Source organism: Arthrobacter sp. ERGS1:01 (assembly GCF_001281315.1).
GTDB lineage: Bacteria > Actinomycetota > Actinomycetes > Actinomycetales > Micrococcaceae > Specibacter.
This window is the reverse complement of record NZ_CP012479.1, coordinates 1,985,258-2,008,023: the sequence shown is the minus strand read 5'-3', so window position 1 is coordinate 2,008,023 and position 22,766 is coordinate 1,985,258. Positions and strand designations below refer to the sequence as shown.

Here is a 22,766-nt window from a genome sequence, read left to right as displayed (position 1 = left end):
CTCGCCCGCCGGTGAGCGAACTTCGCGTTAGGCCTGGACGGACTCCTCGGCCGGGGCCAGGACGACGTCGCTGACGCCGAGTTCGCCGTCGCCCTCGGCAACCGTCAGGTCCACGGCGTTGGCCGCGGCCTTCAGGTCTCCCAGGCCGGCCAGCAGCTGGGCCGCCTGGACCGGACCGGCCGTGACCGTGGCGGAGAGCACCTGGGTGCGCTGCTTGACCTTGGCCTCGGACTTGGCCTTGCGGATGCCGCCGAGCGCGTCGCCCACGGTGGCCAGCATGGTGGTGTCGCCGTCGTTGACCTCGACGGCGGTGGGCCACTGGGCGCGGTGCACCGAACCGGCGCGCCACCACCCCCAAACCTCTTCCGTGGCAAACGGCAGGAACGGGGCAAACAGGCGCAGCAAGGCGTCCAGCGTGGTGGCCAGGGCGGCCAGCACGGAGGCCTGCTCGGCATCGCCGGCCGCACCGTAGGCGCGGTCCTTGATGAGCTCCACGTAGTCGTCCGTGAAGTGCCAGAAGAAGCTCTCGCTGATCTGCAGGGCCTTGGCGTAGTCGTACTTCTCGAACGCTGACGTCGACTGGCGGACGACCTCGGCGAGCTGGGCCAGCACGGCCCGGTCCAGGGCGTTCGTGACGCGGGCGGCGTCGCCCGTGACCACATTGGCCTCCGTGGCGCCGAGGTTCAGCACGAACTTCGAGGCGTTGAGCAACTTGATGGCCAGGCGGCGGCCGATCTTCATCTGCGCAATTTCGTAGGCGGTGTCGGCACCCAGCTTGGCCGATGCTGCCCAGTAGCGGACGGCGTCGGCGCCAAAGTCGTTGAGCACGTCGGTGGGGACCACCACGTTGCCCTTGGACTTGGACATCTTCTTGCGGTCCGGGTCAAGGATCCAGCCGGAGATGGCCGCGTGCTTCCACGGCGCATTGCCCTGCAGGGCGTCGGCGCGTACAGCCGAGGAGAACAGCCAGGTGCGGATGATGTCGTGGCCCTGGGGGCGCAGGTCGAAGGGGTAGACCTTGCCGAACAGGTCCTCGTCCCGGCTCCAGCCGCCCACGATCTGCGGGGTCATCGAGGAGGTGGCCCAGGTGTCCAGGACGTCGGCGTCGCCGATGAACCCGCCGGCCTCGTTGCGCTGGTCCTCGCTGTAGCCGGGGGCTGCGTCCGCGGCGGGGTCAACCGGCAGCATCTCGCTCGTGGGCAGGATGGGGTTGTCGTAGTCCGGGTTCGCATCGGTGTCCAAGGGGTACCAGACGGGGATCGGCACACCGAAGAAGCGCTGGCGGGAGACAAGCCAGTCGCCGTTCAGGCCGGCAATCCAGTTTTCGTAGCGCGAGCGCATGAACGCCGGGTGGAAGTCGATCTCGTGGCCGCGCCCGATCAGGCGTTCGCGGCGGTCCTCGTCGCGGCCGCCGTTGCGGATGTACCACTGGCGGGAGGTGACCACTTCCAGCGGCTTGTCGCCCTTTTCGAAGAAGTTCACGGGGTGCATGATCTTCTTCGGCTCGCCGTCCAACAGGCCGGCATCGCCCAGCAGCTCCACGACGCCTTCCTTGGCGCTGAAGACGGTCTTGCCGGCGAAGGCGGCGTAGTTGGCGCGGCCCTCCTCCGTGGTGATCCACTCGGGGTGTCACCGAGGATGCGGCCGTCGCGGCCCACGATGGCGCGGGTGGGCAGCTGCAGTTCACGCCACCAGGTGACGTCGGTGAGGTCGCCGAAGGTGCAGACCATGGCGATGCCGGAGCCCTTGTCGGGCTTGGCCAGGGCGTGCGCGCGGACCTCGACCTCGACGCCGAACAACGGCGAGGTGACCTTCTTGCCGAACAGCGGCTGGTAGCGCTCGTCGTCGGGGTTGGCCACGAGCGCCGAGCAGGCGGCCAGCAGTTCGGGCCGGGTCGTCTCGATGTAGATCTTGGTGCCGTCTTCGGCGAAGAACGGGTACCGGTAGTAGGCGCCGGCAACCTCGCGGTCCTCCAGCTCGGCCTGGGCCACGGCCGTGCGGAACGTGACGTCCCACAGGGTGGGGGCCTCTGCCATGTAGGCGTCGCCGTTGTCCAGGTTCGCCAGGAAGCCGCGCTGGGACACTGCGCGGGACTGGTCGTCGATGGTGCGGTACGTCAGGTCCCAGTCCACGGACAGGCCCAGGGTCTGGAACAAGTGCTCGAAGACCTTCTCGTCCTCCACGGCCAGCTCTTCGCACAGTTCGATGAAATTCTTGCGGGAGACCACGTCGAAGTCGCGCTGGTTCTTGGCGGGCGTGGCCGGGGGCGGTAGCCGGCGTCGTACGGGATGGCCGGATCGCAACGCACGCCGTAGTAGTTCTGCACGCGGCGCTCGGTGGGCAGGCCGTTGTCATCCCAACCCATGGGGTAGAAGACGTTCTTGCCGTTCATGCGCTGGAAACGGGCCAGCACATCGGTCTGGGTGTAGGAGAACATGTGTCCCACATGCAGGGAACCCGATGCCGTGGGCGGGGGAGTGTCAATGGAGTACACCTGCTCCCGGGTGGTCTCACGGTCAAACTTGTAGGTGCCCTCCTCGAGCCACCGCTTGGTCAGGGACTCTTCCAGTCCCTCCAGGGCGGGCTTGTCGGGAACGTTGCTTGTGGTGGGTGCGGGCGTGTCTGTGCCCGGAATGTTGTCAGCCATGGCCCAATTCTTTCATGACTTGCCCGCAACGCCGGATTTGGGCCGGCGCGGGTTGGCGTTGCTACGATGCACGCAACAAATCTTGCGCTCTCGAAAGGCGGCTCCCATGGCCAAGGCGCCCGGCCCCGCCGGCATCCTCCCCGGATTCCTGGCCGCCAAGTCGCGCGTGTTCGATCCCGCCGGCCTTGACTGCGCCGACGTGGTGCCTGAGCCCGAAAGCTCCGACTACTGCGCCCACATCCTCACCCTCGGCGGCCGGTCTGCGGTGTTCCGGGCCGCCAAAACGACTCCCACGAAGGCGGGCCACTTTGTGACCCTGTGGCTGCGCTCGGCGGCCGGCCCCATCAGGCCCTTTGACGCGGACGACGGCGTTGAACAGTTCATCGTGTCCGTCACCGATGGCGAGCGGCACGGACTCTTCGTGTTTCCCGCCCCCGAATTGGCCGCTCGCGGCGTCATGAGCGTGGACGGCAAGGGCGGCAAACGGGCCATCCGGGTCTACGCGCCCTGGGTCCAAACCTCCAGTGCACAGGCGGCACGGACGCAGGCCTGGCAGCTGCGGCACTTCCTCCACGTGGACCCTGTTCCAGTGGATTTGGTGCTCGCAAAGGAATTGTTCGCCGCCTGACCGTCGCTTTTGCGCCGAACCCGCGGCGGGATGAGCGCATAAGTTCACGGGTGTCTTCCCGGGGCGGGTCTAGGATGCGTGCATGGGTGCTGTGCGGATTCTGCGGGTGTATGAGGCGCCGGAGCCGGGGGAGTTCCGGATCCTGGTGGACCGGTTGTGGCCGCGCGGGGTTGCGAAGGACCGCATCGACTTCTGGCTCAAGGACGTGGCGCCGTCCGCCGAGGTGCGCAACGCCTTCGGCCACCGGCCGGAGAACTTTGCGGCATTCGTCCGGGACTACCGGGCGGAACTGTCCACCAATCCGGCCGTGGACCAGCTCCGGACGCTGCTGGCCGGGCACCCCAATGCCGTACTGCTGTATGGCGCGAAGGACACCGTGCAAAATCAGGCGGCCGTGCTCCTTGGTTTCCTCAACGCCGACTTCCTCAAGGGTGGGCCCGCCACGCTAGATTAGTTGCATGAGTGAAAACACCCCCAAATCTTTTCAGCACGCCGTCGTGACCGGAGCCAGCACCGGCATTGGCGAGGCCACCGTCCGCAAGCTGCGCGCCGACGGCTGGACCGTGGTCGCCGTGGCCCGCCGCGCGGACCGGCTGGCAAAACTTGCCGAGGAAACCGGCGCCCTGGCCTTCGCCGCGGACGTCACCAAGGATGACGACGTCGAAGCCCTGGTGCGCTTCGTGGCGGAGCACGGCGGACTGGACACCCTGATCAACGTTGCCGGCGGCGCCCGCGGCGCGGACCGGATCGTCGACGCCAAGGACGACGACTGGGACTGGATGCTCCAGGTCAACGTCATGGGCACCCTGAAAATGACCCGGGCGTTCCTGCCGGCCCTGCGCGCCCACGGCCACGGCACCGTGCTGAACCTGACCTCCACGGCCGCACTTGCCGCCTATGAGGGCGGCGCCGGCTACAACGCGGCAAAGTTCGCCCAGCGCGCCGTCACCAACGCGCTGCGCCTGGAAGAGGCCGAGAACAACATCCGGGTCATCGAAGTGGTGCCCGGCCTGGTGCAGACCGAGGAGTTCGCGCTTAACCGTTTCTCCGGTGACCAGGCCGCCGCAGCCAAGGTGTACGAGGGCGTCGAGAACCCCCTGACGGCCGGCGACGTCGCGGAGGTGGTGGGCTACGCCGTCGGCCTCCCGCACCACATCAACCTGGACGAGGTCGTGGTCCGTCCCGTCGCGCAGGCCGCCAACCACAAGCTGATCCGCAAGGGCTAGCATTCCCGTCCGAGGGCCGGGCGGCCGCCAAGGTGCGCCCGGCGCCGGACGTCCCCTAGAATGGGGAACAAAGCGTTGACCCGGCCATCACCGGTGAGCTTCCGGAAGAACCCGCCCCGCGCAGCAACGCACGGGGCGCCAGTAGAACCGGACGGGTAAGCCCGTCACAGCAGTTAATGAGCGGCCGCACCCGGAAACGGGCGCGGTAAGCGAGGTGGTACCGCGGCGCAAGCCGTCCTTGCATCCTGAAACGAACGCCCACAACCAGGATGATGTGATGACCCACTTCCCCAAGGCAACCGCGGCCCACGGCCTGCACGCCGATTCGAACCATGTGCCAGCTTCCGTGCGTTTCCCGGAGGTGGAGGAACTCGTCCTGAAGTACTGGGAGCAGGACGGCACCTTCCAGGCCAGCATCGACGCCCGTGACGCCGGTACGGACGGCTCCAACGAGTTCGTGTTCTACGACGGCCCGCCCTTCGCCAACGGCCTGCCCCACTACGGGCACCTGCTCACCGGCTACGCCAAGGACCTCGTGGCCCGCTACCAGACCCAGCGCGGCCGCCGCGTGGAGCGCCGCTTCGGCTGGGACACGCACGGCCTGCCCGCCGAACTGGAAGCCATGAAGCAGCTGGGCATGACGGACAAGCAGCAGATCGAGGCCATGGGCATCGACAAATTCAACGACGCCTGCCGCTCTTCGGTCATGAAGTACGCCGGCGAATGGCAGGAATACGTCACCCGCCAGGCCCGCTGGGTCGACTTCGACAACGACTACAAGACGCTCAACGTCGAGTACATGGAGTCCGTGCTGTGGGCGTTCAAACAGCTCCACTCCAAGGGCCTGACCTATAACGGCTACCGCGTGCTGCCGTACTGCTGGAAGGATGAGACCCCGCTCTCCAACCACGAGCTGCGCATGGACGACGACGTCTACAAGGACCGCCAGGACGCCACCGTCACCGTCACGTTCCCCATCCTGGCCGGCGAGAGCGCCGTGTCCAAGGAACTGGCCGGCGTCAGCGCCATCGCCTGGACCACCACGCCCTGGACCCTGCCCACCAACCAGGGGCTCGCCGTGGGGCCCAAGGTGAGCTACGCCGTGATGCCCGTTGGCCCCAACGGGATCTCGACAAGCTCGACCACCGGAAACAAGTCGGCGGAGAAGTTCCTGCTGGCCGCCGACCTTGTGGGTTCCTACGCCAAGGACCTCGGGTACGACGACGCCGCTGCCGCCACCGCCGCGATCACCGCCAGCTATGTGGGCGCCGACCTTGAGGGCCTGAAGTACGAGCCGCTCTGGGACTACTTTGCCGACGACGAAAAGTACGGCACGGCCAAGTCCTGGCAGTTCCTGGTGGCCGACTACGTGACCACGACCGACGGTACCGGCATTGTCCACCAGGCCCCCGCCTACGGTGAAGAGGACCAGAAGGTCTGCGAGGCGTACGGCATCCCCGTGGTGCTCTCCGTCGACGAGGGCGCAAAGTTCCTGCCCCTGTTCGAGGGCGGGCCGCTGAACGACATCGCCGGCGTGCAGGTCTTTGACGCCAACAAGACCATCACGCGCGTCGTGAAGGACGCCGGCCGCCTGGTCCGCCAGGCCAGCTACGTGCACAGCTACCCGCACTGCTGGCGCTGCCGCACGCCCCTGATCTACCGCGCCATCTCCTCCTGGTACGTCGAAGTGACCCAGTTCAAGGACCGCATGGTGGAACTGAACCAGGACATCAACTGGATCCCCGGCAACGTCAAGGACGGCCAGTTCGGCAAGTGGCTCGCCAACGCCCGCGACTGGTCCATCAGCCGCAACCGCTACTGGGGTTCGCCCATCCCGGTGTGGCAGTCCGACGACCCCGAATACCCGCGCACCGACGTCTACGGCTCGCTCGCCGAGATGCAGGCCGACTTTGGCCGCCTTCCCCTGAACAACGAGGGTGAGGTGGACCTGCACCGCCCGTTCATCGACGACCTCACCCGGCCCAACCCGGACGACCCCACCGGCAAATCCACGATGCGCCGCGTGGAGGACGTGTTGGACGTCTGGTTCGACTCCGGCTCCATGCCCTACGGCCAGGTCCACTACCCGTTCGAGAACGAGGACTGGTTCAACACCCACAACCCGGCCGACTTCATCGTCGAATACATCGGGCAGACCCGCGGCTGGTTCTACATGCTGCACATCCTCTCCACCGCGCTCTTTGACCGCCCGGCGTTCCGCAACGTGATCAGCCACGGGATCGTGCTCGGCTCGGACGGCCAAAAGATGTCCAAGTCGCTGCGCAACTACCCGGACGTCTCCGAGGTGCTGGACCGCGACGGCTCCGACGCCATGCGCTGGTTCCTGATGTCCAGCCCCATCCTGCGCGGCGGAAACCTGGTAGTCACCGAACAGGGCATCCGCGACGGCGTCCGCCAGGTGATCCTGCCCCTGTGGAACGTGTACAGCTTCTTCACCCTGTACGCGAACACGGCCAACAACGGTGCCGGCTACGATGCGAAGCTCCGCTTTGACGGATATACCGACACCATGGACGAGTACCTGCTGGCCAACACGGGCGATTTGGTCCGTGAACTGACCGCCAAGCTCGACGACTACGACGTCTCCGGCGCCTGCGATTCACTGCGCAGCTACCTGGACATGCTCACCAACTGGTACGTGCGCCGCAGCCGCAGCCGCTTCTTCGACGAGAACAGCGACGCGTTTGACGCCCTCTACACGGCACTGGAAACCGTGTGCCGGGTGGCCGCCCCGCTGCTGCCGCTGGTCTCCGAGGAAATCTGGCGCGGGCTCACCGGCGGCCGCTCCGTCCACCTGACGGATTGGCCCAACGCCGATCTGTTCGTCCCCAACGCCGCCCTCGTGGAGCAGATGGACCGGGTCCAGCAGATCTGCTCCACCGGCTCCAGCCTGCGCAAGGCCGCCAAGCTGCGCGTCCGCCTGCCCCTGGCCGGACTGACCGTGGTGGCCCCGAACGCCGCCGCGCTCGACGGCGGGGCCGCCGTGGTTGCCGAGGAACTGAACATCCGCAAGGTCCGCTTCATCGATGCCGCCGACGCCTCCCCGGAGGAATTCGGCATCTCCTCGAAGCTGGTGGTCAACGCCCGCGCGGCCGGCCCGCGCCTGGGCAAGAACGTCCAGCTGGCCATCAAGGGCTCCAAGAGCGGTGACTGGTCGGTGACCAACGGCGTGGTCACGGCTGGCGGCCTGGAACTGGAGCCCTCCGAATACACGCTCGAAACCGTGGTGGCCGACGCGGCCGACGGCGCACAGAGCGCCGTTGCCATGCTGCCCGGCGGCGGGTTCGTGGTCCTGGACACCGAATTGACCGACGAGCTGGAGGCTGAAGGCACGGCCCGCGACATGATCCGCGCCGTCCAGCAGGCCCGCAAGGACGCCGACCTCCACGTCAGCGACCGCATCCGCACCATCATCAGTGCCCCGCAGAACATTGTGGACGCACTCCACGCGAACTCGGAGCTGGTGAAAAAGGAGACCCTCACGGTGACCCTTGAACTGGTCCCGGGCGACGTGGACACCACCATCTCAGTTGAACGGACAGTTGCCTCATGACCACCCAACACGACGAATTCTCGGTGGAGAGCGTTTACGCCGAACTGCTGGGCCGTGCCCCGGAAAACAAGATGGAGCCCCGCCTGGCCCCCTTGTTCCGGGCCATGGAGATCCTCGGCGAGCCCAACAAGGCCTTCCCGATCATCCACATCACCGGCACCAACGGCAAGACGTCCACGGCCCGGATGATCGAAGCCGGGCTGCTGGCCCACGGCCTGCGCACGGGCCGCTACACGAGCCCGCACCTGAGCCGGGTCACCGAACGCATCAGCATCGACGGCGCTCCCGTGGCCGACACCACCTTCGTGCGGATCTGGGACGAAATCCACCCCTACCTGCTGATCGTGGATGCCGAACTCGAGGCCGCCAACGAAACCCGGCTGACCTACTTTGAGTGCCTGACGATCCTCGCCTACGCCATCTTCGCCGACGAGCCCGTCGACGTGGCAGTCGTTGAAGTGGGCTTGGGCGGCATCACCGACGCCACGAACGTTGGCGACGGGCAGGTCGCCGTCATCACGCCCATCTCCCTGGACCACACCGAACTGCTCGGTGACACCACCGGGGCGATCGCCGTGGAGAAGGCCGGCATCATCAAGGAGGGCGCGTTCCTCATCAGCGCCGCCCAGCCGGTCGACGCCGCCCAGGTGCTGTTGGAGCGCGCCCAGGAGATGCATGCCACCTACCGTTTCGAGGGTGTCGAGTTTGGCGTGGAATCGCGCACCATCGCGGTGGGCGGGCAGATGATCACGCTGCAGGGGCTGGTCGGGCGCTACCCGGAGATCCTGCTGCCGCTGCACGGCGAGCACCAGGCCGAGAACGCCGCCGTCGCGCTTGCCGCGCTCGAGGCGTTCCTGGGCGGCGGCGAGAAGGAACTGAACCTGGACCTGGTCCAGGAGGGCTTCGCCAACACCACCTCGCCCGGTCGGCTCGAGGTGCTGCGCACGTCCCCGACCATTGTGGTGGACGCCGCGCACAACCCCGCCGGCATTGCCGTCAGCGCTACAGCCCTGCAGGAGGCCTTTTCCTTCAGCAAGCTCGTGGTGGTCCTGGGCGTCCTGGCGGACAAGGACGCGGAGGAAATCCTGCGCACCCTCAAGGAGTCCTACGGCGAGGAGGCGGCGGAAATCTGCCTCACGCAGTCCAACTCCCCGCGCGCCATCCCGGCCGGAGAACTGGCCGAAATGGCCGTTGACCTGGGCTGGGACGAGGACGACGTCCACATTGCCGAGAAACTCGACGACGCCATCGAATGGGCCGTGGAGCGGGCCGAGGCCAACAACGATCTCGCCGGCGGCGTCCTGATCACCGGCTCCATCACCGTGGTGGGGGAGGCCCGCATCCTGCTGGGCCGCCCCGGGGAAAAGGAAGGTGCCTAGGACCATGGCACGACTGACCAAGGCGCAGCGCGAATGGCGCCCGGGCATGCCCAAGAAGGCCCGTTCCACCAAGATGCTCTTCGCCTCCACGGTTCTGGTGCTCGAGGCGTTCGTGGCGCTCTTTGCCGGGCTGGCGCTCTTTGGCGCCACGGGTAAGAACCCTGTCTACCTGCTGGTGGCCGGCGTCCTGGCCGTGCTGATGATCGTCACCTGCGCATTCGTGGGCAAGAAGTGGGGGCCGGCGGTTGGCTGGATCCTGCAACTGCTGCTGATTGCCGCCGGTTTCTGGGAAACGGCCATGTTCGTGGTGGGCGTGCTCTTCGCCCTCGCCTGGTGGTACGCGCTGCACGCTGGCAGCCGCATCGACCGGGAAAACCGTGAACGGGCCCGCGTCCAGGCCGAGTGGGATGCCGCCCACCCCGAGCCCGTAGACTGATAACAACACCAAAACCAACTGAAAGTGGATCAACTGTGAGCATTGAGCGCACCCTTGTACTCGTCAAGCCCGACGGCGTTGCCCGCAACCTCTCCGGCGCCGTTCTGGCCCGGATTGAAGCCAAGGGCTACACGCTGGCCGAGCTGAAGAAGGTCAACGCCACCCGCGAGCAGCTCGAGCAGCACTACGAGGAGCACGTGGGCAAGCCGTTCTACGAACCCCTCGTCGAATTCATGCTGTCCGGCCCCGTCGTGGCGGCCATCTTTGAGGGCCACCGCGTGATCGAGGGCTTCCGCGCCCTGGCCGGCACCACCGACCCCACCACGGCCGCCCCCGGCACCATCCGCGGCGACTTTGGCCGCGACTGGGGCCTGAAGGTCCAGCAGAACCTGGTGCACGGCTCGGACTCCGTGGAGTCCGCAGAGCGTGAGATCGGCATCTGGTTCGCCTAGGAACCGCTGAAACAAAAAAGGAAGGGCACCTCCCAATTGGGGGGTGCCCTTTCCGTTCGTTTAGCCAGTTATTTATGCGTTGGAGCCGATGATCAGGTACATGAACTTGAAGAAGATCGAGGCCAGCACACCCAGGTAGACCAGGCCCATGATGATCCAGGCCCAGTCCTTGAGGAACTTGGTCAGGCCCGCGGGCGCCGGGATTACCCCATGGACGATGTTCCGCATGGTGAGCCATATAAACAGCGGGATCATCATGGCCCACACGATCATGCAGTACGGGCACAGGGTGGCAATGACGTAGACGGCCTGGAACCAGAACCAGCACACCAGGGCGAAACCGGCCGTGACGCCCGCCTGCAGGCCAAGCCAGTACCAGCGGCTCAGCTGCGCGCCCGCCAGCAGCACCACGCCGGTGGTGATGATGACGACGAAGGCCGCAACGCCGATGAACGGGTTCGGGAAGCCCAGGATCGCCGCCTGCGGGGTCTTCATGACATTGCCGCAGGAGATCCAGGTGTTGACGTCGCAGCTGAGGTTCTTGTTGGGGTCGGCGTACAGGGCAAGGCGTTCGAGCACCAGCGTGGCGGAGGCCAGCCAGGAAACCAGCCCCGTGACAATCAGGAACCAGCCGAACGGTTTGGCCCGCGTCAAGGCGGGCAGTTTCTCATCCGTTGGACGGCGGGTGGAGACGCTGGAGGCAGGCATGGTGTCCTTTTCAAATCGACCGGTCATCGTGTCCTGATTCTAGCGTGGCAAACTTGGCGCGCCGCGCTCCAATCAATCCCTCGGCGGGGCGCGTATGAGACAATGGTGGTGGCTGATCGGCGATCCACATGCGCCCCTCAGTCCGATGGCACGCCCAGGGGACGGCCGGTGACGACGCTTCATTTCATGGCAGCCATCCACCAGGTCCGTTTCACGCAGATTAGTGCGGTTCCGGCAAACCATCGGCTTTTCGGAGCTTGCGCACCCAGAAGTTGGTGCCGCCCGGGAGGTAATTAGACGACTTCCGTCAACGCCTGCGGGTGTTGACACATCAGCCGTTGGCGGCACTCGATGTGGGAGTGTCGCAGCGGCGCAAAGGTTAACGCCACAAATGGACAATGAACAACCCGCAACAGAAGCAAATGCAACCGCAGAGGGCACGGCGCCGGCGCCGGCCAAAGTGAGTCGCAGCCGACGCGCGTCGGCGAAGGTAACGTCAACGGCTCCCGTTGAGACCGCATCAGTTGAGACCGCAGTTGCCGTCGACGCCGAGGTCCCGGCCAAGAAGGCCCCGGTTCGCCGCAGCCGTTCCAAGAAGACCGTCGAACCCGCAGACGCCGCGGACGTCACCGAAACGGTGATCCTCGAGGCCATTGCAGAGCCGGCACCGGCCGAAAAAGCCCCCGCCAAGCGGGCCCCGCGACGCCGTGCCACGGCACCCGTCACCGCACCGGCCACGACTCCCGTCGAGGAGCCGGTTGCCGCCAGTACCGTGCAGGCCGAGACCGTCCAGCTCGAGGCCGTCCAGGGCGAGCTGACCCTGGAAACCGAGCCCGCCGCCCCGGCCAAGAAGGCACCGGCCCGTCGCCGCACCACCAAGAAGGCCGACGCAGCCGTGGACGCCGAGGCAGCGCCGGCCGAAACGGCCGTGAGCGAAACCGTTCCCGCCGAGGCTGTTGCCGCAGGGGAAGCCCCGGCAGCCAAGACCACCCGCAGCCGCCGCAAGCCGGCCGCAAAGAAGGTTGAAGCCGCCGAGCCCGAAGCCGCAACCGTTGAAGCAGCTGTCGAGGCAGCACCCGAAACGGCGTCTCCGGAAAATTCTGCACCGGAAGCGGCCGCACCCGAAACGGCAGCCGCAGCGGACGCTTTGTTCCTGGCTCCGGCCGCCGGCATGTCGGCCCTGTTCCTGGCCCCCGACCTCAGCCTGGCCGTCCCCGCGCCGGCCGAGTCCACGCAGGATGCGGACGACGCCGAGGACCACGAGGACGCCGATTCCCGCCCGCGCCGCGGACGCAACCGCAACCGCCGCAACAAGGCCGCCGAAGCTTCCGAGGAATCCTCCGACGATGACGCCTCGGCCGAGGACGGTGAGGCCGACGGCGTCACATCCCGTCGCCGTCGTCGTCGCCGCCGCGGCGAGCAGGACCTTGAACTGACGGGTGGCACGGACGAGGACCCGCCCAACACCGTCACCAAGGTGCGGGCTCCGCGCACGCCGGTGGAATCGTCGTCGAGCGCGTCCAACAGGGTCACGAGCCTGCGCGGCTCGACCCGCCTGGAGGCGAAGAAGCAGCGCCGCCGCGACTCCCGCGACTCCGGCCGCCGCCGCACGGTCATCACCGAGGCCGAATTCCTGGCCCGCCGCGAATCCGTGGACCGGGTCATGGTGGTGCGCCAAAACGATGACCGCATCCAGATCGGTGTCCTGGAGGACGGCATCCTTGCCGAGCACTTTGTCTCCAAGACCCAGCAGGACTCCCTGATCGGCAACGTCTACCTGGGCAAGGTCCAGAACGTGCTCCCCAGCATGGAAGCGGCCTTCGTTGACATTGGACGCGGCCGCAACGCCGTGTTGTACGCGGGCGAAGTTGACTGGGACGCCGCCAACCTCAACGGCCAGCCGCGCCGCATCGAGAACGCGCTCAAGTCCGGCGATTCGGTGCTGGTGCAGGTCTCCAAGGATCCTGTGGGCCACAAGGGCGCCCGCCTGACCAGCCAGATCTCCCTGCCGGGCCGCTACCTGGTGTACGTGCCGGGCGGTTCCATGACGGGCATCTCCCGCAAGCTCCCCGATGTGGAGCGCAACCGCCTCAAGCGCGTCCTGAAGGACCACCTGCCCGAGAACGCGGGCGTCATTGTGCGCACCGCCGCCGAGGGTGCCAGCGAGGAAGAGCTGACCAACGACATCAACCGCCTGCGCGCCCAGTGGGAAGGCATCAACAACCGTGCCTCCTCCAACAAGACGCTGGCCCCGGAGATGCTCTACGCCGAGCCCGACCTCACCATCAAGGTGGTCCGTGACGTCTTCAACGAGGACTTCACCAAGCTGATCGTCTCCGGCGAGGAAGCCTGGGACACCATCGAGGCCTACGTGACCTATGTTGCCCCGGACCTGCTGGACCGCTTGGAGAAGTGGACCAAGCCCGAGGACATCTTCGGTGCCCACCGCATCGACGAGCAAATCTCCAAGGCCCTCGAGCGCAAGGTGTTCCTGCCCTCCGGCGGCTCCCTGGTGATCGACCGCACCGAAGCCATGACCGTGGTGGACGTCAACACGGGCAAGTTCACCGGCTCCGGCGGCAACCTCGAGGAAACCGTCACCAAGAACAACCTCGAAGCCGCCGAGGAAGTGGTCCGCCAGCTGCGCCTGCGCGACATTGGCGGCATCATCGTCATCGACTTCATCGACATGGTCCTTGAATCCAACCGCGACCTGGTGCTCCGCCGCCTGGTGGAATGCCTGGGCCGCGACCGGACCAAGCACCAGGTCGCCGAGGTCACCAGCCTTGGCCTGGTGCAGATGACGCGCAAGCGCATGGGTACCGGCCTGCTGGAAGTCTTCGGCGAGCAGTGTGAAACCTGTGCCGGCCGCGGCATGGTCACCCATGAGATTCCCGTGGAGCACCGCCGCGTGCACACCGTTGCCGCCGAGCAGCACCACCCGCAGCCGGTGCGTAACGATCACCGCGAGAGCGAACGCACGGCCAACCGCTCCACCCGCAGCGAACGCAAGCGCAACCGCAACCGCAACCAGCAGGGCGACGCCGAGGCGACGGATGCCGTCGAGGTCCAGGCGCCCGTCCATGACGACGCCACCGAGGCGGAGAAGGCCCAGAAGGCCACTGCCGCCCGGGCTGCGTTGGCCAACATTGCCGCCGCGGCCGCTGCAGCGCACCACGAGGACCACCACGAGCACCACGAGGCCGTGCCGGTGAACACCCTGCCCACGAGCCTGGGTGACACCGCGACGCTGACCCTGGGCGGGGAAGCCGTGGAGCTGCCGCGCGGACACCACCAGGACGACGCCGACCACCTCGCCGACCCGGCCGCCGCACTTGCCGGACTTGCCGAGGCACTCGACCAGCTCTCCGGCCCGCACGATGCGGCAGCGGAGCACGATGCCGCCGGCGGGAACCGCTCGCGGTCACGCCGCGGACGCCGCAACCGCAGTGCCCGCAGCGCCCAGGGCGGTGCGGAGACGAGCGTTGAAACGTCCGACGCCGTCGCGCACGCCCACGGATCCCCGGCGCACAGCAGCGCCGCCGTGGAACGCCCGGCGCCCGCAGTGGCCCAAAAGAAGGCGGCGGAGCCGATCATCATGTTGGGTGTCGGCGTCCCGGCGTCCGAGCTTTAGCCCGCACCCTTAGCTGACCCGCAACAGTGGTTGGAATTTCAAGTTTCGTTGAAATTCCGGCCACTGTTGCGGGTCAGTTTTCGTTAAGGGCGGGCAACGGAACTAGGCTGGAAAAAGACACGGGGTGCCGGACTATCAGGGCCGGCTGAGAAAAGACCCGTTGAACCTGTCCGGTTAGCACCGGCGAAGGGATGTCCGGATGAATCACAACACCTCAACTGTGCCTGTCATTGCATTGCCTAATACTGCACGGCCTAATACTGCACGGCCCGCGACGGCGTCACCCGCTTCCGGGGTGCCCGGCACCGTGGTGCGACACCCGCGCGTGCTGAGCATCGCCGGTTCCGATCCCTCCGGAGGGGCCGGCATCCAGGCGGACATCAAGGCGATTTCCGCCCACGGCGGTTACGCCATGGCCGCGATCACGGCGTTGACGGCACAAAACACCCGCGGTGTGGCGGACGTGCACGTGCCGCCGGCCGAGTTCCTGGGCCGCCAGCTTGATGCCCTGTCCGCGGACATCACCCTCGACGCCGTCAAGATTGGCATGCTTGGCACTGCCGAGGTGATTGCAACCGTGGGGGAGTGGTTGGCGGAAACCCGGCCCGCCGTCGTCGTCCTTGACCCCGTCATGGTTGCCACGAGCGGCGATTCCCTTGCCGGGGAGGGCACCCTGGAGGGCCTGCGCGGCCTGCTGGCCCAGGCCCACCTGGTGACCCCCAACCTGCCCGAGCTGGCGGCGCTGCTCGGTGAGCCGGAGGCCGGCAATTGGGAGGCGGCCCTGCAGCAGGGCAAGGTGCTGGCCGCCTCCGCCGACATCCACGTGCTGGTCAAGGGCGGGCACCTGGCCGGGCCCGAATGCCCGGACGCCCTGATCGGCCCCGACGGCGCCATGGCCCACTTCAGCTCCGGCCGCGTCGACACGCCCAACACGCATGGCACCGGCTGCACCCTGTCGGCAGCCCTGGCCACGGTGCAGGTCACCACGGGAGATTGGGTGCTCACCGTGGAACGCGTCAAGCAATGGCTCACGCGGGCGCTGGAGACTTCCGCCGAGCTGGTCGTGGGGCACGGGCACGGGCCCGTCAACCACTTCCATGAGCTGTGGGAGTCGGTGCCGCCCGCGGCGGGCGCCTTTGGCCGCGAACTCTGGGCGGACGCGGCCGGCCCAATGGCCGCCATCCTTGACCTTGACTTCATCAAGGACCTGGCCGACGGCACGCTTCCGGAAGCCCATTTTGCCTACTACCTGGCGCAGGACGCCATGTACCTGAACGCGTATTCGCGGGTGCTTGCCCGGGCCAGCGAACTGGCCCCCACCGAGGAGGAGCAGCGTTTCTGGGCCGGTGGGGCGCAAAATTGCCTGGCCGTGGAGCTGTCCCTGCACCGGGACTGGCTCAGCAAGCACCCCGCCACGGTGGAACAGGGGCCCGTGACGAAGCACTATGTCGACCACCTGCAGGCGGCCGCGTTTGCCGGCAGCTATGGCGAAGTCGTGGCGGCCGTGCTGCCCTGCTACTGGCTGTACGCCGAGGTGGGCCGGGTGCTGCACGCCGATTACACCAGCCGCAGCGCCGGCCACCCCTACGGGAGCTGGCTGGAAACCTATGCGGACGAGGCGTTTGCCCAGGCCACCGAAACGGCCATTTCGATCGTCGACGCCGCGGCCCGCCGAGGCTCGGAACAAGAACGTGCCCGCATGCGCACGGCCTTCGCGCACTCGGCCCAATACGAGGTGGACTTCTTCGACGCACCCCGGCTGCACGCCGTAGGTGATTAACGCCACGGACCTGGGGCGGAAAAACACGGCGCGTCGCGGCTTATGAATACACCCGGGGGCACAAAGCAGGCTAAGGTGGTTCTGCACGGTTCCGTTGAACGGGCGGGGCAGGCGGATTACGGTTCGTTTACTCCCTGGTCGATGGCGCGGAACCAGTCTCATTTGCGGCCGGAGCAAGAGTTAGCGTATTCTTGATCTTCGGTGCTTACGCCAACACTTAGGGCAACCACTCCATGGTAGAACTCCATTGAGGTCCACGGCGTTGAGGCACATAAATTCTTTGTTATAAACGTCGAGAGAAGTGAGTTCCCCAGTGGTGTACGCGATTGTCCGCGCAGGCGGCCGTCAAGAAAAGGTTTCCGTCGGAGACTACGTGACCATGAACCGCGTCCCCGGTGGAGTTGGCAGCACGCTTGAGCTGCCCGCTTTGCTCCTGGTCGATGGTGAGACAATCACCACCGCCGCGAAGGACCTGGCTAATGTGAAGGTTACGGCTGAGAAGTTGGAGGATCTTCGTGGACCGAAGATCGTCATCCAGAAGTTCAAGAACAAGACCGGCTACAAGAAGCGTCAGGGCCACCGTCAGGAACTGTCCAAGGTCAAGATCACCTCGATCGCTTAATCAAGCGAACCTGTAGATCCTCTTAAACTTAAGTCAAAAGGTAGGCATTTCAAATGGCACATAAAAAGGGTGCGAGTTCCACTCGCAACGGTCGTGACTCCAACGCTCAGTACTTGGGCGTCAAGCGCTTCGGCGGTCAGGTTGTCAAGGCGGGCGAGATCATCGTTCGCCAGCGCGGCACCCACTTCCACCCGGGCGAGGGCGTAGGTCGCGGAAACGACGACACGCTGTTCGCACTGGAAGCCGGCGCTGTCGAGTTCGGTGCGCGTCGTGGACGTCGCGTCGTGAACATCGTCGCAGCTGCGGTCTAATATTTCAGTAAAACCTCGTGGAGCGGGCCGCATGGCTCGCTCCACAGGCTTTTAACAAGCACACGCTTTGCATCTAGGGGTCAAACCCCACGCGGACTAGAATTGGTGCGCACCAGCAAGTACTAATCAAGGAGAATTCATTGGCCAGCTTTGTTGACCGGGTTGTATTGCACGTATCCGGCGGGACAGGCGGCCATGGCTGCGTCTCGGTCCACCGGGAGAAGTTCAAGCCCCTCGGCGGACCCGATGGTGGCAAGGGCGGCGACGGCGGCGACGTCATCCTGCGCGTGAGCGCCCAGACCACCACCCTCCTTGACTACCACCACGCACCCCACCGCCACGCCTCCAACGGCGGCCCCGGCATGGGTGACTGGCGCGACGGAAAGATCGGCGAATCGCTGGTCTTGACCGTCCCCGACGGCACCGTCGTCAAGGACAAGGCCGGAAACGTCCTGGCCGACCTCGTCGGCGAAGGCTCCGAATATGTTGCCGCGGCCGGCGGCCAGGGCGGGCTCGGCAACGCAGCACTGTCCTCGCTCAAGCGCAAGGCCCCCGGATTCGCCCTGCTCGGCATCGAAGGTGACGAGCGCGACGTCGTCCTTGAGTTGAAGTCGATCGCCGACATCGCCCTGGTTGGCTTCCCGTCCGCCGGAAAATCCAGCCTGATCGCCGCGATGTCGGCCGCACGGCCCAAGATTGCCGACTACCCCTTCACCACCTTGATCCCGAACCTGGGCGTGGTCCAGTCCGGCGACGTCCGCTTCACGATTGCCGACGTCCCGGGCCTCATTGAAGGCGCCAGCGAGGGCAAGGGCCTGGGCCACCACTTCCTGCGCCACGTGGAGCGCTGCGCCGCCCTGGTGCACGTGCTTGACTGCGCCACCCTGGAAGCCGACCGCGACCCGATCTCCGACCTCGCCGTGATCGAAAGCGAACTTGACCGCTACGCCGTCGACATGAGCTTCGCCGGCGCCGACGGCGACGTGGTGCCGCTCAACGAGCGCCCCAAGCTCATCGCCCTGAACAAGGTCGATTCCCCCGACGGCCGCGACATGGCCGGATTTGTCCGTGCCGACCTCGAGGCCCGCGGCTACCGCGTGTTCGAGGTCTCCGCCGCCAGCCACGAGGGCCTGCGCCAGCTGGGCTTCGCGATGGCCGAAATCGTCCAGAGCGCCCGCGACGCGATTGCCGCCGCCCCCGTGAAGGCAACCCCCGTGGTGCTGCGCCCGCGCGCCGTCAATGCGGTCCCGTTCACGATCCGCCGTGAAGAGAAGAACCTCGAACCGCTGTTCCGCGTCATGGGCGAAAAGCCCGAGCGCTGGGTCCGCCAGACCGACTTCCAAAACGAGGAAGCGATCGGCTACCTCGCTGACCGCCTGGCCAAGGCCGGCGTGGAGACGGGCCTGTTCAAGGCCGGCGCCACCCCCGGGGACACCGTGGTCATTGGCGGCGAAGACGGCATGATCTTCGACTGGGAGCCGACCATGATGGGCGGCGCCGAGCACCTGGCCGCCCCCGCGGCACCGACCTGCGCCTGCTTGACCTTGGCGACCGCCCCACGCGTGCACAAAAGCGCGAGGAGCAGCAGGACCGCCGCGACGCCAAGGCTGCCGCCCGCGCCGAGCTGGAAGCCGAGCGCAAGGCCGGCGTCTGGACCGAGTCCACCAACCGCAAGCACGTCAAGGACGCCGTCATCGAGGCCGACCTTGACGCCGAGGGCGGTGCGTCGGACAACGATGGGCTCTAACGTGGAGGCCGGCCAGACGGTCGCCGAGTCACGCTCGGCGATCGCCTCGGCCGCAAGGATCGTGGTGAAGGTCGGCTCGTCGTCGCTGACCTCGGTGGCCGGCGGAATCTCCGAGGCCGCCCTCAAGGCGCTGGTGGATGTGCTCGCGCGGCGCCGCCTGGCGGGCACGGAGATCATCCTGGTCTCCTCCGGCGCCATCGCCGCGGGCCTCCTTCCGCTGGGCCTGGCCCGCCGTCCCAAGGACCTGGCCACGCAGCAGGCCGCGGCCAGCGTGGGCCAGGGCTTGCTGATGGCGCACTACAACAGTGCGTTCATCGGCCACGGCGTCACGGTCTCCCAGGTCCTGCTCACCGCCGAGGACCTGACCCGCCGCCGCCAATACGTCAACGCCCACCGGGCGCTGGAACGGCTGCTGCACCTGGGCGTGGTGCCCATCGTCAACGAAAACGACACCGTAGCCACGCACGAGATCCGCTTCGGCGACAACGACCGCCTGGCGGCCCTCGTGGCGCACCTGGTCAAGGCCGACGCCCTGGTGCTGCTCTCCGACGTCGACTCCCTCTATGACGGCCCGCCGTCCGAGGGCGCCGTGCGCATCAGTACGGTGGATTCCCCCGAAGACCTCGAGGGCATCGTGATCGGCAGTGCAGGCAAGGCCGGCGTCGGCACCGGCGGCATGGCCACCAAGGTCCAGGCCGCATTGATCGCCGCCGAAACCGGCATCCCCGCCCTCGTCACCTCGACGGCGAACGCCGGGGCGGCACTGGCCGGCGAGGACGTGGGCACCTGGTTCAGCATCAACGGCAGCAAGCGCCCCGTGCGCATGCTGTGGCTGGCCCACCTTGCCGACATCCGCGGCCGCCTGGTGCTCGACGACGGCGCGGTCCGGGCCGTGCGGGAGCGGCACAAGTCCCTGCTCCCGGCCGGCATCGTCTCCGTCTCCGGCGACTTCGACGCCGGCGACGCCGTGGAGATCGCTGATACCGCCGGCAACGTGATCGCGCACGGCCTGGTGAACTACACCTGCGCCGACCTGCCCCAGATGCTGGGCCGCTCCACGAAGGAGCTGGCCCGCGAATTGGGCCGGGAATACGAACGCGAGGTAGTGCACGTGGACGACTTGGTGCTCCTGGCCACATAAGCGTGCCTTACACTTAAGCCATGACCGAGCAGATTGTTGAACAAAGTGTCGTCGCCGGGATTCGTGAAATCACGGACCGGGCCCGTTTGGCCTCGCGCCGCATGGCCGGTGCCAACCGCGCCCTGAAGGACAAGGGCCTGCGCGCCATGGCCGCCGCCCTCCTTGCCCAGCAGGAACCCATCCTGGCCGCCAACGCCCGGGATCTTGCCGCGGGGCGGGAGAATGGCACGTCGGCGGCCATGCTTGACCGGCTCACGCTGACCCCGCCGCGCATCCAGGGCCTCGCGGACGCATTGGAAAACCTGGCGTCCCTGCCCGACCCCGTGGGCAATGTGGTCCGCGGCCAAACACTGCCCAACGGCCTGCGCATGCGCCAGGTCAACGTTCCCCTGGGTGTCGTGGCGGCCATATACGAGGCACGCCCCAACGTCACCGTCGACATTGCCGGCCTTGCGCTCAAGAGCGGCAACGCCGTGGTCCTGCGCGGCGGAACAGCGGCCGCCCACACCAACGACGCCCTGCTGGGTATCCTGCGCGACGCGCTGGATGCCGTGGGCCTGCCCGCCGACGCCGTCCAGTCGGTGGACAAGTACGGCCGCGAAGGCGCCAACGTGCTGATGCGCGCCCGCGGCCAGGTGGATGTGCTCATTCCCCGCGGCGGACGCGAACTGATCCAAACCGTGGTGCAAAACGCGGCCGTCCCCGTCATTGAAACCGGCGAGGGCAATGTGCACATCTTCATTGACAGCAGTGCCAAGGAAGATATGTGCGTGGAGATCCTGCTCAACGCCAAGACCCAGCGGCCCAGCGTGTGCAACACCGTCGAAACACTCCTGGTCCACAAGGACTCCACCGTGTTGCCGGCCGTGCTGACCGCCCTGCACCACGCCGGTGTCCGCCTCCACGTCGACGAACGCATCGCCGCGGTGGTTCCCGCCGGCGTTCCCAGCACCCCGGCCACCGACCATGACTGGGCCACCGAATACATGGACCTCGACCTTGCCGTGAAGATGGTGGACTCGCTGGAGGACGCCGTGGCGCACATCCGCACCTGGACCACCGGCCACACCGAAGCGATCCTCACCAACGATCTCGCCAACGCCGAGACGTTCATCGCCGAAATCGACTCGGCCGCCGTGATCGTCAACGCCAGCACCCGTTTCACCGACGGCGGGGAACTGGGGCTTGGCGCCGAAGTGGGCATTTCCACGCAAAAGCTGCACGCCCGCGGCCCCATGGGCCTGGGCGAGCTGACCACCACCAAGTGGATCGTCCAGGGCGAGGGCCAAGTCCGGGGCTGATCCCCACCTGCCGGCGTGACCCGTTTTTCACAAGGGACGGCGTTTGCGGTTTCGGCCGGCGGTATACCGCCGGCCGAAACCGCAAACGCCGTCCCTTCCTGAAGGGGTGTCCGTTCCGGGTTAACCGGGCCGCGCGGGCAGTTCCCGGCGCGGCAGGTGTGCCAGTGCCGGCGGATACCACGTACCATTAGAGGGAATCCAAGCCACGTTTGGCCGGTCGCAGCGAAATTGTGTCCGGCTACCAACCCATAGGGGAGAAAACATGCTGACCCAGCTTGCCGGCGTCGTCCTTGCCGAAGCAGCCGCCCACGAGGAAGCCGCGCCGCTCATTGCGCCGCCGTTCGTCATTGGCGGGACCATGTTCGTGTTCCTGATGCTGCTGATGTTCATCTGCGTGTCCTTCATGAACCTGGGCAACCGCCACTCGGCCGTCCCCAGCACGGATGACCCGCACCGCCAGCACACCAACAAGCACGGCCACGGCGACGAGACGGATTCCTCCCATCACTAAGGGAACCCGCGTGGTGCCTTCCCTGGAAGGCGCCCGCGACCGTCTCCGCGTTGGAGTCATGGGCGGCACGTTTGATCCGATCCACCATGGTCACCTCGTCGCAGCCAGCGAGGTTGCGAGTGTATTTAAGCTTGATGAAGTCATCTTCGTGCCCACGGGGGAACCCTGGCAGAAGGCAAACCGGGAAGTCAGTGCGGCCGAACACCGCTACCTGATGACGGTCATCGCCACTGCCGCGAACCCCCGTTTCACGGTCAGCCGGGTCGATATTGACCGCCCCGGCCCCACGTTCACGATCGACACCTTGCGTGATTTGAAGCGGATGCGCCCCGAGGCGGACCTGTTCTTCATCACCGGCGCCGACGCCATGGCCCAGATTATGTCCTGGAAGGACAATGACGAGCTGTGGGATTTGGCACACTTCGTTGGCGTGACGCGCCCGGGCCATGAGCTCGACGATATGGGTCGAAGCGACGTAAGTTTGTTGGAAGTGCCCGCCATGGCGATCTCCTCCACTGATTGCCGCACCCGGGTTCAAGAGCAAAATCCCGTCTGGTACCTGGTTCCGGACGGCGTGGTTCAATACATCGCCAAGTATGGGCTGTATGTTCAACCACATGGCGACACCGCGGGAAGCGTCCTATCGGTGACTTCTAGTACTGAATGAGT

General features: G+C 66.6%; 16 protein-coding genes, 2 pseudogenes and 1 riboswitch. Of the genes and pseudogenes, 16 read left to right on the top strand and 2 right to left on the bottom strand.

Features of this window, described 5'->3' with window-relative positions:
- Window positions 1-27: 27 nt before the first annotated feature.
- Window positions 28-2,647: pseudogene (gene valS / locus AL755_RS12945) on the bottom strand (valine--tRNA ligase).
- A gap of 106 nt (window positions 2,648-2,753) precedes the next feature.
- On the opposite strand from valS, the gene AL755_RS12940 reads away from it, so the two are divergent.
- The 7 genes from AL755_RS12940 (at window position 2,754) to ndk (ending at window position 10,342) form a co-directional block, all read left to right on the top strand.
- The gene (locus AL755_RS12940; RefSeq protein WP_054011354.1) at window positions 2,754-3,275 is read left to right on the top strand and encodes a MepB family protein; all 522 of its coding nucleotides are present in this window, start codon (window positions 2,754-2,756) and stop codon (window positions 3,273-3,275) included.
- A gap of 82 nt (window positions 3,276-3,357) precedes the next feature.
- Window positions 3,358-3,729 (top strand): DUF488 domain-containing protein, encoded by a 372-nt coding sequence (locus AL755_RS12935; RefSeq protein WP_054011353.1) that lies wholly within the window; start codon window positions 3,358-3,360, stop codon window positions 3,727-3,729.
- 4 nt (window positions 3,730-3,733) lie between these two features.
- On the top strand, window positions 3,734-4,501 hold the full coding sequence (locus AL755_RS12930; protein WP_107503848.1) for an SDR family oxidoreductase: 768 nt from the start codon (window positions 3,734-3,736) through the stop codon (window positions 4,499-4,501).
- Window positions 4,502-4,778: 277 nt separating this feature from the next.
- Entirely contained in the window at window positions 4,779-8,075 is a 3,297-nt protein-coding gene (gene ileS, locus AL755_RS12925) for an isoleucine--tRNA ligase (RefSeq protein ID WP_054011351.1), read from the top strand.
- Window positions 8,072-9,454 (top strand): bifunctional folylpolyglutamate synthase/dihydrofolate synthase, encoded by a 1,383-nt coding sequence (locus tag AL755_RS12920; RefSeq protein WP_054011350.1) that lies wholly within the window; start codon window positions 8,072-8,074, stop codon window positions 9,452-9,454. Before ileS ends, AL755_RS12920 begins: the two co-directional genes overlap by 4 nt.
- Before the next feature lie 4 nt (window positions 9,455-9,458).
- On the top strand, window positions 9,459-9,890 hold the full coding sequence (locus AL755_RS12915; RefSeq protein WP_054011349.1) for a DUF4233 domain-containing protein: 432 nt from the start codon (window positions 9,459-9,461) through the stop codon (window positions 9,888-9,890).
- A gap of 35 nt (window positions 9,891-9,925) precedes the next feature.
- Window positions 9,926-10,342, top strand: coding sequence for a nucleoside-diphosphate kinase (gene ndk / locus AL755_RS12910; RefSeq protein WP_054011348.1), 417 nt, complete (start codon window positions 9,926-9,928; stop codon window positions 10,340-10,342).
- A gap of 72 nt (window positions 10,343-10,414) precedes the next feature.
- Here ndk and AL755_RS12905 read toward each other — a convergent pair whose 3' ends face one another.
- On the bottom strand, window positions 10,415-11,077 hold the full coding sequence (locus AL755_RS12905) for a vitamin K epoxide reductase family protein (protein ID WP_192841674.1): 663 nt from the start codon (window positions 11,075-11,077) through the stop codon (window positions 10,415-10,417).
- A 364-nt stretch (window positions 11,078-11,441) separates the two neighbouring features.
- On the opposite strand from AL755_RS12905, the gene AL755_RS12900 reads away from it, so the two are divergent.
- From AL755_RS12900 to nadD, 9 genes and pseudogenes are all read left to right on the top strand, one after another.
- The gene (locus AL755_RS12900) at window positions 11,442-14,684 is read left to right on the top strand and encodes an Rne/Rng family ribonuclease (protein WP_054011347.1); all 3,243 of its coding nucleotides are present in this window, start codon (window positions 11,442-11,444) and stop codon (window positions 14,682-14,684) included.
- 110 nt (window positions 14,685-14,794) lie between these two features.
- Window positions 14,795-14,893, top strand: a riboswitch (TPP riboswitch).
- A complete protein-coding gene (locus AL755_RS12895; RefSeq protein ID WP_082369269.1) occupies window positions 14,884-16,464 on the top strand; it encodes a bifunctional hydroxymethylpyrimidine kinase/phosphomethylpyrimidine kinase in 1,581 nt (526 codons plus the stop codon). (Overlaps the previous riboswitch by 10 nt.)
- A gap of 313 nt (window positions 16,465-16,777) precedes the next feature.
- The gene (rplU, locus tag AL755_RS12890; RefSeq protein WP_054011346.1) at window positions 16,778-17,086 is read left to right on the top strand and encodes a 50S ribosomal protein L21; all 309 of its coding nucleotides are present in this window, start codon (window positions 16,778-16,780) and stop codon (window positions 17,084-17,086) included.
- Window positions 17,087-17,139: 53 nt separating this feature from the next.
- Window positions 17,140-17,397, top strand: coding sequence for a 50S ribosomal protein L27 (rpmA, locus tag AL755_RS12885; protein ID WP_054011345.1), 258 nt, complete (start codon window positions 17,140-17,142; stop codon window positions 17,395-17,397).
- A gap of 140 nt (window positions 17,398-17,537) precedes the next feature.
- A pseudogene (obgE, locus tag AL755_RS12880) lies at window positions 17,538-19,144 on the top strand (GTPase ObgE).
- Window positions 19,134-20,285: a glutamate 5-kinase gene (proB, locus tag AL755_RS12875; protein ID WP_082369267.1), complete on the top strand. Its 1,152-nt coding sequence runs from the start codon at window positions 19,134-19,136 to the stop codon at window positions 20,283-20,285. Before obgE ends, proB begins: the two are co-directional and overlap by 11 nt.
- Before the next feature lie 20 nt (window positions 20,286-20,305).
- Window positions 20,306-21,586 (top strand): glutamate-5-semialdehyde dehydrogenase, encoded by a 1,281-nt coding sequence (locus tag AL755_RS12870; protein ID WP_054011343.1) that lies wholly within the window; start codon window positions 20,306-20,308, stop codon window positions 21,584-21,586.
- 262 nt (window positions 21,587-21,848) lie between these two features.
- The gene (locus tag AL755_RS12865; protein WP_054011342.1) at window positions 21,849-22,097 is read left to right on the top strand and encodes a hypothetical protein; all 249 of its coding nucleotides are present in this window, start codon (window positions 21,849-21,851) and stop codon (window positions 22,095-22,097) included.
- A complete protein-coding gene (nadD, locus tag AL755_RS12860) occupies window positions 22,030-22,764 on the top strand; it encodes a nicotinate-nucleotide adenylyltransferase (protein WP_082369264.1) in 735 nt (244 codons plus the stop codon). Before AL755_RS12865 ends, nadD begins: the two co-directional genes overlap by 68 nt.
- Window positions 22,765-22,766: the final 2 nt, after the last annotated feature.